This is a genomic window from Bradyrhizobium sp. AZCC 2230, assembly GCF_036924495.1.
GTDB classification, from domain to species: Bacteria; Pseudomonadota; Alphaproteobacteria; order Rhizobiales; family Xanthobacteraceae; genus Bradyrhizobium; species Bradyrhizobium rifense.
The window spans coordinates 3643536-3655819 of record NZ_JAZHRS010000001.1 but is presented as its reverse complement, the minus strand read 5'-3'; the positions used below and the strand labels follow the sequence as shown (position 1 = coordinate 3655819).

The 12284-nt window shown below is 58.6% G+C and carries 10 protein-coding genes; 6 read left to right on the top strand and 4 right to left on the bottom strand.

Annotation, left to right across the window (positions count from 1 at the left end; genetic code table 11):
- Nucleotides 1-16: 16 nt before the first annotated feature.
- The gene (locus V1280_RS17580; protein WP_334526418.1) at nucleotides 17-139 is read right to left on the bottom strand and encodes a hypothetical protein; all 123 of its coding nucleotides are present in this window, start codon (nucleotides 137-139) and stop codon (nucleotides 17-19) included.
- 387 nt (nucleotides 140-526) lie between these two features.
- On the opposite strand from V1280_RS17580, the gene V1280_RS17575 reads away from it, so the two are divergent.
- A complete protein-coding gene (locus V1280_RS17575) occupies nucleotides 527-682 on the top strand; it encodes a hypothetical protein (RefSeq protein ID WP_279659340.1) in 156 nt (51 codons plus the stop codon).
- A 667-nt stretch (nucleotides 683-1349) separates the two neighbouring features.
- Here V1280_RS17575 and V1280_RS17570 read toward each other — a convergent pair.
- Nucleotides 1350-2369 carry a hypothetical protein gene (locus tag V1280_RS17570; RefSeq protein WP_334526412.1) on the bottom strand — a complete coding sequence of 340 codons (1020 nt, stop codon included), beginning with the start codon at nucleotides 2367-2369 and terminating at the stop codon, nucleotides 1350-1352.
- Between the two features lie 262 nt (nucleotides 2370-2631).
- Here V1280_RS17570 and V1280_RS17565 point away from each other — a divergent pair, with 262 nt between their 5' ends.
- From V1280_RS17565 to V1280_RS17550, 4 genes are all read left to right on the top strand, one after another.
- Nucleotides 2632-5304: a PAS domain-containing protein gene (locus V1280_RS17565; RefSeq protein ID WP_334526409.1), complete on the top strand. Its 2673-nt coding sequence runs from the start codon at nucleotides 2632-2634 to the stop codon at nucleotides 5302-5304.
- On the top strand, nucleotides 5301-5960 hold the full coding sequence (locus tag V1280_RS17560) for a response regulator transcription factor (protein ID WP_334526406.1): 660 nt from the start codon (nucleotides 5301-5303) through the stop codon (nucleotides 5958-5960). The genes V1280_RS17565 and V1280_RS17560 overlap by 4 nt, the downstream gene beginning before the upstream one ends.
- A 198-nt stretch (nucleotides 5961-6158) precedes the next feature.
- Nucleotides 6159-6533, top strand: coding sequence for a response regulator transcription factor (locus V1280_RS17555; protein WP_442895238.1), 375 nt, complete (start codon nucleotides 6159-6161; stop codon nucleotides 6531-6533).
- A gap of 398 nt (nucleotides 6534-6931) precedes the next feature.
- Nucleotides 6932-8251, top strand: coding sequence for a sensor histidine kinase (locus tag V1280_RS17550; RefSeq protein WP_334526401.1), 1320 nt, complete (start codon nucleotides 6932-6934; stop codon nucleotides 8249-8251).
- A gap of 539 nt (nucleotides 8252-8790) precedes the next feature.
- On the opposite strand, the gene V1280_RS17545 is transcribed toward V1280_RS17550, so the two are convergent.
- Nucleotides 8791-10248 carry a cytochrome-c peroxidase gene (locus V1280_RS17545; protein WP_334526398.1) on the bottom strand — a complete coding sequence of 486 codons (1458 nt, stop codon included), beginning with the start codon at nucleotides 10246-10248 and terminating at the stop codon, nucleotides 8791-8793.
- A 123-nt stretch (nucleotides 10249-10371) separates the two neighbouring features.
- On the bottom strand, nucleotides 10372-10986 hold the full coding sequence (locus V1280_RS17540) for an NADPH-dependent FMN reductase (RefSeq protein ID WP_334526395.1): 615 nt from the start codon (nucleotides 10984-10986) through the stop codon (nucleotides 10372-10374).
- Nucleotides 10987-11181: 195 nt separating this feature from the next.
- Between V1280_RS17540 and V1280_RS17535 the strand changes: the two genes are divergently transcribed.
- Complete coding sequence (locus V1280_RS17535; protein WP_334526392.1) at nucleotides 11182-11733, top strand: cytochrome b; 552 nt, start codon at nucleotides 11182-11184, stop codon at nucleotides 11731-11733.
- Nucleotides 11734-12284: the final 551 nt, after the last annotated feature.

Sequence of the window (12284 nt, the reverse complement as noted above, 5' to 3'; positions counted from 1 at the left end):
CGCCCTTTGCCGTTCCCTAGAGACGCACGCCGGTTGTTGCAAAGGCCTGTGCGACGGGCTCCTGAATGCTGCTAAGCACAGCGGCCGAGGCTGCCGCGATCGCGACGGCTGTCACGCAGGCGAGCAAGAAGGCTTTCATTCGGATCCTTTACAAATTAGGCCTGACGAACAGGATCCCGACAGATCGTTCGCACGCCTAGGGGACGATAGAGGGATGACAGTCATAGCGGCCGACCACTACTGGCTGGTTAGCAAAACAATCCGAAGGCTTGGAGACCGTAATCCCAAAAAGCAAAACGCTCTATTGAAACCATGCACTGACGCAAGCAAAACGGGCCGCACGATAAGCGCCGCATTGGCTTGATGATCGACTGCCGAGCGCCGGCTGGGAGATCGAGCTGAGGGCGAAGCCGAAGGGCTGATCTGCGCTCTAACCCGCGCCCGGGCGGCTTAGGCGCTTAGGAACGTTTTGGCTCTCCGGGCGTCCTAATGGCAACCTCGTCTGTGCTTTACGTGCGGGGCGCCAATGGAAAAAGCGATCGCCTTCGCGATCTCAGCCGGAATTGCCTGCTTCGGCGCTTGGATCCTTGTTGCCGCCCTCTACTCCAACACACCCGTTGTCGTTTGCCTCGCGCTCCTCCCCGTAGCCATCGGGCTTATGAGCGCTTTTGGCGACTACTGACGGACTGGGGAAAACGAGCGTTACGCCAGCGCCTCTGCGTTTTCCCAATCGGCGCGCGGTGTTCACCGTCCTCGCTCCAGAACGCCGCAATGAAATCGCAACGAATTGGCTGAAACGAGCGTGAACAAAACGGACGGAAGGGCCCGTCACAGCAAGAAAAATCAACAGCTTAGAAGATGCTCACCGCGTTCGGGACGCGGGGCCGGAGGTACGGGAAATGCAACCGGCCAATTTACATTTCCGCTGTAACCTATTGATCTACGGAGGCTCTCTGTGAGTATCTTTTACACGCAAGGCATTGAATTCATTAGTCAAAGAGTAGACTCTTAATCAGCGGGTCCCAGGTTCGAGCCCTGGTGCGCCCACCACCCTTAAGCGATTGGCCCGCAAGGGCTTTTTTCATTTCCCTGACAGAACAAATCGAGTCTGGTGCGACGCCTTTGGTAGTCGCACGTCGCACACCGTGCGACGTGTCCGATATTTGGGGCGTTATTCATCGCACCGGGCGCAGACGGTCATTGTTTGCGGACGGCGCGGGCAGAGATGGAGCGTACGCCTCGCCGTAGGAGGCGGAAAGCGTGGCGGGATTGATTGCGCGACACACCGCCTCCTGGCGACCTGCGAGCTTAAGGCGCAACCGGGCAAACGAAATTCTGCCGCTGTCCGTTCAGCCCTTCATCCCTTCCTTTCGAACCTGCAGTTCGAGCCTGTCGATGCCGGAGTCAGCACGAGCCGCATTTCGAGCCCGGTAGTGCTTCACGATGGTCTGCGCACTTCGATATGAATGCCCAGTGATGTCGCAGATCGTCAGTAAGTCGCAGCCAGCCCGATCGAGCAGCATGACGCAGGTATCCCGCAGGTCTTGGTCGTGCTTCTGGTCGAGGTCGCCGGCGCCATTGACGAACATCAGAGCGGGGCAAGGCTTTAGACGCCATGCGGTCTCATCGCCATTGCTGTCGCGCGCGGCCTGCGCATCCAGCCATTCTGACAAGACGCGCTTACGCTGATCAACCGTCCGAGCGCGCTGCGCCTTGTTCTCTTCATCGAGAGGAAATGGAGCGAATAGCTTGTCGGAGATCTTGATCAGTTCGGCATTCAGTCGCTCCGCGCGGACAATCGCTTGGCGCGCGCTATCGCGCGCGAGAAAGCCGAAGACCGCGACGGCTCGGGCGGTCGACACCCAATGCCGATAAGTGCTCTCGTCATAAGGCTCACCATTGTCCTCGTTGACCACGAGCTCGGGAGGCACCTTATCCAATTGAAGCCGGAGCTTGAGCTCCTTTACGCGTGCACGCGAGGAATTCAGCCGTGCGCTGAGTTGGGGCGCCTCCTTGATGTCGACAAGCTCGCCTGTCTTGCTCTGGCGGAACGTGTGGCGGCCTTCGATGTCGCTCTCATTCCGCATGATTAGACGGTCAGTCTGGCGCTGCCCAGTAAACAACGCCAGATGAAAGCTGTCGCCGATCGAAGGCCGATCAATCGCATCAGCTGCAGCGACCCAGGGAGAAAACGCGGCCGGGCTGCTTGTTTTAAAAACTAGTCCCGGCCGACCGGTGGCCCCATTAAACAGAGGTTTATTGGCACTAAATTGAAGTTTGGCCGGTTTGCCCTTAACGGCTACGTTCCGCAGCGCTTGGTCAACCCGGTCGAAATCAGAACGCACCGCCAGCCAGGATTGCTTACGCAAGGTTGTGGTGCCTGGTTCGATCTTGTGCCGATCTGACCTGTGTTTGCGCGGCCTCGACTCCGCGGAACGGCGCCCACCGGAAGCAATCGAATTGCCGAATTTGCTCAAAATGCTCTAATCTTCCCGGCCGGAATCCCGGGACGCTCCGCGATGATAGAACGCTAGTTCAAAGTCTCCGTAAATCCGCCGCGCATCGTCGGCGGGACGAGCACACAGAATGATAAGACTTGGTTTCACGGGACGGCTGACAACGTGTTCTGCGATGTCTCGCTACGCGGCAGCTGCCCTGTCGGTCGCGGTCGCGATCGTTGCTGCTGAGCAGATCACACGCTTACTGAGCGCCGAGGCCATCGCATCTTCAATGCTTTGCGCAGTTATTTTCGCTGCGTGGGTTGGCGGGCTTGGCCCGGGACTATTGTCGGTCACGCTCGCTCTCTTGGCCTTTCATTATTACCTGGTGCCTCCGAGCAGTTTATTTACCTGGAAGCGTGACCTTTTCGCTGTAGGCATTTCGGAGATGCCGCGTCTAATCCTGTTCTCCATTACATCTCTCGTGGTTGCATTCCTGATCTCGACGCAGAGGAAGGCAGCAGAAGAACTTCGGCGTTCGGCCCATGACCTGCAGATAGCGATGGCTGATCAGAAGCGGATTGATGCCGCGCTCCTGCACAGCGAAATGTATTTGACCGAAGCGCAGAGATTGAGCGGTACCGGAAGCTTTGGGTGGAACGTCGCCAGCGGAGATATTTTCTGGTCAGAACAAACTTTCCGAATCTTCGGGTGCGACCGGACCACGAAGCCGACCGTGGAATTTATTGTCCAGCGCACCCATCCGGAAGATCGCGCTGCAGTGCAAAACACTATCGATCGCGCGACCCGCGAGGGAAGGGAATTTGACGATGAATATCGACTGCTGATGCCGGATGGATCGGTTAAACATGTTCACGCCTTGGCGCGCCTCGCAAGAAATGCTCCAGGGGGCATCGAGTTTGTGGGCGCGGTAACGGATGTCACGGTAGCAAGGGAGACAGAGCGAAAACTGCGACGTAGCGAGGCTTATTTGGCCGAAGCCCAGCGCTTGAGTCACACAGGCAGTTGGGCCTGGGATGCGCGGCAGCGAGAGTTCGTGTTTCGGTCCCCGGAAACGCACCGCATGTTGGGACTCGATCCGAGTGAGGGCGCTGTACCACAGCAACCCCTGTGGGATCGCGTTCACCGCGAAGACCGAGACCGGGTTATCGAAATGGTGCGGCAGGCTCTCCGAGAGAAGACGGGCTTCGAAGGCGACTATCGCATCGTTCTTCCGGACGGTGCGACAAGATATGTGCATTCCGTGGGACATACCGTTGTCGGTCACGACGGTGAAGTGACCGAGCTGGTTGGTACGCATATCGATGTCACCGCGCAGCACCTGTCCAAGGAGGCGCTGCAAAAAGCCTTTGACGAAATCAGGAGATCCGAGGATCGGCTTCGACTGGTGATCGACACGATCCCGACGTTGGTTTGGCGCGCCGGACCGGACGGAGTCCCCGATTTCCTCAATCAACCGGCGCTCGATTACACCGGCCTCTCACCAGATCAAGTCGAAATTGGCTGGCCTCGCGCTTTTCATCCTGACGACAAGAAAGGCATGTTGGTGAAGTGGAGCGCAATACGGGCGTCCGGTATGCCCGGTGAGCTTGAAGCTCGCCTACGGCGTTTCGACGGTGAATACCGCTGGTTTTTGTTCCGGGGCGTGGCGCTGCGCGATGACCAGGGCAACATTGTCAAGTGGTATGGGTCGTCTACCGACATTGAGGACCGCAAGCGGGCCGAGGAAGAATTGCGGCGAAGCGAAGCCAAATTAATCGAAGCACAGCGAGTGAGCCAAACCGGCAGCTTCGTCTGGAATCTCTTCACTGGCGAACGCGTGGGCTCCAAGGAATTCTTCCGGATCCTCGGATACGACGAGCCGCGTTCTGTCACTTTTGAAATGGTTCTTGACCGCGCTCATCCGGAGGATCGTGCTCGCGTGGAGACGGCGATCGAACGCGCAGCCCGCAACGGAGAGGATCTCGACTACGAGCATCGATTGCTGATGCCGGATGGTTCTGTCAAATATGTCCATGTTGTCGCCCACTCTGTTAGAGACCAGGCGGACCAATTGGAGTTCATTGGGGCGGTGGTGGATGTCACCGCGACCAAACAGGCAGAGGAGAAGCTGCATAAGGCGCAGATGCAGCTCGCGCATGTTATGCGCGTGACTACGCTGGGCGAACTGACAGCCTCGATCGCGCACGAGGTGAACCAACCGCTCGCTGCCATCATCACTAACGCTGAGGCCTGTTTGCGCTGGCTCGACCGCGAAACTCCCGACCTGCCCGCTGCGCGCCGTTCGGTGGAATGGGTCATCAATGGTGGCAATCGGGCAAGTGAGGTGATCCGGCGTGTCCGGTCGCTCGCGAAAAAATCCGACATTGAGAAAGTGCCGCTCGACGTCAATGACGTCGTCAAGGAGGTTATCGTGCTGGTACAGCGTGAGTTGAGCAGTCACCTAGTCTCATTGCGAACCGAGTTGGCGCCTGCTCTCCCTACGATCCTTGGTGATCGGGTTCAGTTGCAGCAGGTGATCATCAACCTGGTGATGAACGGTATCGAAGCAATGCTGCCGATCACGGATCGGCCGCGCGAACTGGTAATCCGATCTGGCCGGGACGAGGCACACCGCCTATTCCTGAGTGTGACGGATTGCGGCGTCGGTATCTCCGCCGAGAATGCAAATCGGCTATTCGACGCCTTCTTCACCACCAAGTCCAGCGGCATGGGAATGGGGCTCTCGATCTGCCGTTCGATCGTGGAGGCCCACGAGGGGCGCCTATCGGCGTCGCCCAATGAGGGGCGGGGGGCGACGTTTCAATTCGCCCTGCCCTCGCAACCTCAGAAGGAGGCGTCGTGACCGAGCGCCCCAAAACACCGCGTGAGTCTATCAGCGCGAGAGAGCCGCTCGTCTTTATTGTCGAAGACGACGAATTGATGCGTGAAGCGCTCGGCAATCTCTTTGCATCGATCGGACTGGAGGTTGAGGTGTTCGGCTCGGCATCCGAAATGCTGCGAAGCAAGCTTCCAGATGTCGCCAGCTGCCTGGTCCTGGACATCAGATTGCCAGGAATGAGCGGCCTAGACTTCCAAGGTGAACTGGCCAAGGCGAACATTCATATTCCCGTTATCTTCATGACCGGCCATGGCGACATTCCGATGAGCGTGAGGGCCATGAAGGGCGGGGCGGTCGATTTTCTGACCAAACCGTTTCGCGATCAAGACATGCTGGACGCCGTGATGGTGGCGATTGAACGGGATCGCAAGCGGCGCGAGGCCGACAAGATCGTCGCGAACTTGCAAATCCTTTTTGAGAAATTAACTCCTCGCGAGCGTGAGATTCTGACTTTGGTATCGTCTGGCCTCATGAACAAGCAGATAGCTGCTGAACTCGGACTTGCCGAGATTACCGTCAAGATTCACCGCGGCCACATTATGAAGAAGATGGATGCGAAATCGCTGGCCGATCTGTTGCGAAAAGCAGGAATGCTCGGAATTCGTCCCGCCAAGCCTTAGCGCTTTGTCTCGCAAGTACCGAGCGAAGCAAACCTCCGCCTTCAGAGTTTCAGAAGGACGAATGCGCCTGATTGCGCACCCAGGTGCGCACGGACAAACCTAAGTATGATATCAGAATCCTGATTGACGGCTCATGTTTCGAACTAGGGCGGTGCTAAGGAGAGCGTCTTGCTCCCGCGCCTGGAGGCCGTCTTGTCAATGCTTCCGATGATTTCAGTTATTGACGACGATGAACTCGTCCGTGAAGCAACCGACAATCTCCTCAGCTCAGAAGGATATCTGGTCCGCACATTTGCGTCGGCCGAAGAGTTCCTGCAGTCACCCCAGTTGCACGGCTACGCATGTGTCGTTTCGGATGTGCAGATGCCCGGTATGAGCGGGGTGGACCTCCTCACCCATATGCGCGCGCAAGGACATAATACGCCGTTCATTTTCATTACGGCTTTCCCTGAAGACAGCGCGCGGAACAGGGCGCGGAAGGCCGGAGCCGTTGGCTTCCTGGCCAAGCCCTTTGCGGGACCCGACTTGATCAGATACGTCGAGGTCGCCATCCGCCGCGGGGATGCCAGCTAAGATCGCAAGAACCGGTTCATGACATTTGTGCGGCCTGCGCTAACTCGTCACGGTCCTCAGCATGCACGAGGCGTTTCGTACGCATAAACCAAAGGTATGGGGTCTCTCAAACCAAGACGACAGTCGGAACAACATCCGTAGGATCGTGCCGCTCGTGCTGTCCGGGTTAGGCTGGCGCCCGTAGCTGGAATCAAGGATGCGCCAGGCGGTGCGGGCAGGCGAGCGAAATGCGAAGAATGCATCCATGTCGACGAAGTCATGCGAGTTTTTTTTCGACGCTTCGCGACCATTCCCCAGGTCCCGCGGAAGAGTGGAGCAATTCTGCGATCTTTCGGCGAGACAACGTGATGCAGTGGCCTGAGTTCATGCGATCTAACAGGCTGCGGTGGACCGTATTGGTGACCTGCATCTTTGCGGCATTTACCGTTGCTCTACTCGGGTTCGTCTACTTGAAGACGAAACGTGACCTGACGTTGCGATCCGACCGCGCGATCGCTTCGGAGATGGAAAATCTTGTTGCCTTGCCGTCCGGTCAGAGGCTCGATGCGATCAACGAGGGACTGCAGTACGATCCAGGGCGTCATCGGATGGTGGGATTGTTTGGTGCGCACGGCGACAGGATCGCGGGCGACATGGAAGGGCAGCCAACCGATCTCCAGATCGATGGCATGGCACAAAACGCGGTGGCCGATAGAATAGACGGACTTGGTCGGGAGCAACAGGCCGTGCGGCTGATCGCGCGAACGTTGCCCGACGGCAATGTGTTGCTGGTCGGACGCAATGCGGATGAAATCGAGGAGATTGCACGGGTCGTTGGGGGAGCGCTCGCGATGGGACTATTTCCCGCGGTGTTCCTTTGCATTGCAGTCGGCGTGGCGCTGAGCGCGCGCGCCCGAGAGCGCATCGTGGAGGTCAACGAGCGAGTGCAGCGCATCGTCGCCGGCAGCCTGCGTGAACGGCTCCCGCTTGGGAACAGCGACGATCCCTTCTCGCAACTTGCGACGATAGTCAATGGCATGCTTGACGAGATGGAGACTCTCATCGAGTCTCTCGCAGGCGTCGGTCGGGACATCGCGCACGACTTGCGTACGCCTCTTACCCGTGCGCGTTTGATGCTCGAGCGCGGTCGCAGCAACGCCACGACACTGGAGCAATTGCAGGCAGTTGCGGACAAGACGACGGAGGCGCTCGATCAATCGCTATCCATCATCACCGCCATCTTGCGTCTTGCCGAAATAGAAGTAAGTCAGAGATCAGCCGGCTTCGGCCACGTCGCACTTGCAGATATTATAAGGGAAGTCGGCGACATGTACGAGCCGATAGCGGAAGATAAGGGAATCAGCCTTGTCGTCCAATCACCAAACGAACTTACCGTTCATGGTGACCGTGATCTTCTGATTGAGGCAGTCGCCAATCTGGTCGACAACGCCGTTAAATTTACGCCGACCGGCGGGCGGGTGGAGATCGGATTGGTACGCAGTCACGACGAGACCATCGTCCGCGTCAAGGATACCGGCTCGGGCATAAGCGAACAGGAGCGCGACGCTGTCTTGAGGCGCTTCTATCGGTCGGACAAGATAAGGCACACGCCAGGCTTGGGCCTCGGCCTGAACCTGGTTGCGGCAATCGTGAAGCTGCACGGATTCCGATTCACCATTCATCCAGGGGCTGGTTGCATCGTCGAGATCGCTTGCACTTATGCTCCGACGCTAACGTGATATAGGATCCGGCAAAAGCTGTCTGTCAGCTGATAGACCTGCTGAAGCAATACCTTCGTGTCAGCCGGAATACCCGCCCCGTATGCCAAACAGCAAGCCATCGCGGGCTCGGAAGTCACGCTGCGACGCAGCGTCTGCATGAGCTTGCACATCTCCCTCGCTGAATAAACTGTTAGTGGTGACGACTTTGTCGTGTCCTATCTGAGACATGTGCGCCCCAAAAGGAGACGGCCATGGAGTTGACCGTAACAGCATCACACACCGCGTTCCTGATCGATCACGATGAACGGATCAGCTGTCTCAGTGGGGCATGTTTCCGACGCGGCGAGAATCGCCGCACTCGTACGACGAGGCCCGAGAGGTTTCCCCAAGGAGCCTGCGCTGAAGTCAAGGTCTGGCGCCGATCCACATTCCAAGTTTCGTCATAGCCAGCGCATTTTCGTTTCGTATGGCCGCGCGAAGAATGCTATTGCAGCGAGCTTATGTGTCCCTACACAGAGATGAACAAGGCAATCAACGGCTGGCCCATCAAGACGCGACTAGTGCATAAACCCATCCGTCAGCGTCTGCATAAAGCGAACGAGCGCGTCCTCTTCTGCGTCGGACAGACCCAGATGACCAACTTTGCTCGAGTTCATATTGGCAGTCGACTCCGGCGCCGGCCAGCAGGTCGTACCTTCACCCGGATCAAGAGGCTCGCAGCGCGGCAGCACATCGCGCGTGTTGTAGAAATGCACGATCTGCTTCAGGCTGGTGAAATATCCATTGTGCCCGTAGGCCTTCACGAAGGCCGGATCGGGCCGCTTGTCCACGTTGCGCAGCGTTGGCACCTGTATTCGCGCCTGGTTGCCCGGCGCCAGCTTGAGCCATCGCGCGTCGACCGCCGAGGGCTGGCTGAGCAGATGTCCGTTGCTGAGAAAAGTACCGACACCCCCATCGACGAAGGACGATCCCAGCGGATTGGCGACATAGCCCAACGCGTCGGGCCGATCTTCGCCATAGTAGGGAAGCCTCGGGTTGGCGGGAGTGCCGATATTGCTGGCGGTGAAGTCCGTGAATAGCGGATCCTCTCCGGGCCCGCCGTCGCGGTGACATTCATTGCATCGCGCCTTGCCGCGGAACAGATCGTAGCCCTGCTGCTCCTGCGGCGTAAACTGCGCCTTCTTGGCGAGCACCGCGTCGAATTTCGAAGTGAACGACGTCACCTCGGCCGAGGCTTCATAGCCGGCGATGGACTGTGCCATCTGATCGAAGGTCGCGCCGACCCGGCCGCGATCGATCGGGCTCAGATGGACCGGCAGCGGATCGGCCGCCGCCGGCGGGCTGGGCCTGTTGCAGACCTGCTCGACGTTGACCGACCATGCGATCGCAAAACTCTGCGGTCCCCATACGCTCTCGAACAAGGCGCGATAGGGCCGCTGTGAGGCGCGATAGACCGCGCAGGCGATATCGGGCAGTGCCATTTCCACCGGATTGGTCGGCGGCCCTTGCGCCTGCTCGGCGGCCGGATTGCCGAGCCGTCGCCCGGTCGCGCGCATGTCCCAGAAATTGCCGCCGACGAGATCGCCCTGCGCGGCATTGTAATGCAGCACCGGCGACAGCGGCGCGTAGGCGTGCGACTGCGGCTTGCGATCGCTGAATCGCGTGCGCACCGACCCCGGATAAGCGCCCATGGTCCGGTTTAGCTCCGACACCGGACCGGTAAAGCCGGTCTCGGGCATGTGGCAGAAGGCGCAAGCCTCGTTGCGGTTTACCGACAATGCCTTGTCATACAGCATCAGCTTGCCGAGCAACTCGATCTGCTGGATCTGATTGTCCGGCGGCGCCGCAAGCCGTTCGATCGCCTGCGCCTCGGTGCGGTCAATCTCGGCCTCGACCTTCGCAATTTCCTGCAGCACCTGAGGCGGGAGATTTGAGCTTCTCTCCTGCGCGTCCGCGCCCATAGTGACTGCGAGTGCCGCCGCCGCGATCGACAAAATCGTGCGGTGTATCTCCATTTCGGATCGTCCTCAAGAGGGCGCCGTATAGCCTATGCGCCGACATTTTAGGAGTTTGCAACACTACGTGCCAATAGGCGACACGCACATCGCCACCGGGCAGCGGCGTAACGGCCGTCACATTCAGGCTGCCGCTCGAACAAAGTGCGCAGTCCGGATCTCCTCGAGGAGGTCATCGACGCCCGCCAGCGCAAAGCGCAGCGTGGCTTCGTCGACGAGGCGCCCGTCGCGGACCCTCTCATGCACGCTCCCGATCACGATCTGGGGCCGAAGCACAGGGCGTACCGGGATCGATGCGAGTGTCTCGTTCATCTGCTGCTGTGCACGCACGCCACCAGTGAAGGCGGGCGAGGCCGTCATCGTCAGTACCGGCTTGCCCCGCAGTACCGAACGTCCATAAGGCCGGGAGGCCCAGTCGAGCGCGTTCTTCAGGACGCCGGACATGCCGTGATTGTACTCGGGCGAGACCATGACCACGCCATCCGTTGTCTCGATTGCCGAACGCAGGGCGCGCACCGATTCCGGCGCGTGCTCGCCGTCTTCATCCTCGTTGTAGAGCGGCAACCCGTACAGGGAGAAAATGTCGAGCCGAGCCGTGGGCGCAAGCGCGTCCTGAAGACCGCGAAGCACCGCGGTGCTATTGGAAGCCCGGCGCAGGCTGCCGGAGAGGCCGAGAAGGCGGAGTTGGGTCATCGGGCGCAGTTCCTGATGGCTTGGATTTCGCGCCACGACGAACATCACCCAACCTCGGTCAGCTCAAGTAAATTCGAGTTTAATATTCGACTTATGGGCCCTCAGTCGCCGTCGTGCGAACGCCGACGATTTGCCCAATACGATTGCGCAATCTTAACGGACTTTGTGGCGCTCAGCTCTTGAGGTTTCGAAAGTGCCAAATAGCTTCCAAGGGGTGGGTGCAGTCGGAGTTGGATTGAAATGCAATTGCGCAATAGCAGCAGCCGGTATGGGGCATTGGCGCTTGCCGCACATTGGGTGACGGCCCTGCTCGTGCTTGCCTCCTGGCTGCTGGGAACCTACGGCGATTTGTTACCGCGGGGTACGCCTGGTGAGGTTGGGTTCATAGTTCACATGTGCATGGGTTTGACTGTTCTCATGATTTTGCTTCCGCGTCTGGCGTGGCGGCTAGTCGACCAACAACCAATTCCCGAGCGGACGCATCTCGGAGTATGGGGTGAGCGGGTATCGACAATCGTGCATTACACGCTCTATGCCTTGCTTTTCGCGGTGCCCATCCTCGGAGTTCTGACGCAATTTATGCGCGGGCACCCACTGCCGATCTTTGGACTGTTCGAAATTGCTTCCCCTTTATCGGCCGATCGAAGCCTTGCCCGAACTTTGAAGGACGTCCACGGATGGCTCGCAGATGGCATTCTGATTTTGGCAGCACTGCATGCGGGCGCTGCGATCCTACATCATTGGGTTCTTCGAGATAATACGCTGCGTCGAATGCTTCCTATGTCACGCTAGACGTCAACAGGAACATTGGCTCTGTTCATGCGACGAAGTTGCTGAACGAGCTTGCACTTTTCCCCATCGCTAAACAAAGTTTTAGTGGTGACGGTCTGGTCGTCTCTTACCAGAGAAATGCTCGCATCATAAAGGAGGCAACCATGAAGTCGACGATAAACGCATCACGCTCAGCGTTCACGGTCGATCACGATGAATGGATCAGCTATTCTCACTAGGGCCTATTTCCGGTGCGGCGGAAATCCTCGAACTCGCGCGGCCAGGCATGACCTCAATTTGGTTTCCCACGGAAAAGCGCGCTTGGTTGTGAAGGCCGGTCGAAATCCGCACTTAGACGGCGCATCCATCTAACGAGGGTAAAACGCCGTAACTCCCCGACCTCCGCCCCGATCGGCTCGAAAAGCTACAATGCGGTTGCTGCCAAGCGCGGAGACCGTACGGTCGTCGGCCGGGGTTTCTGTATTTGACATATGGCGCGGCCGTGACCTCCGGCGGGAGTTCATCGATACGCTAGGCCAACCATTCCCCCAAACGCTCCGGCCGAACTGCCA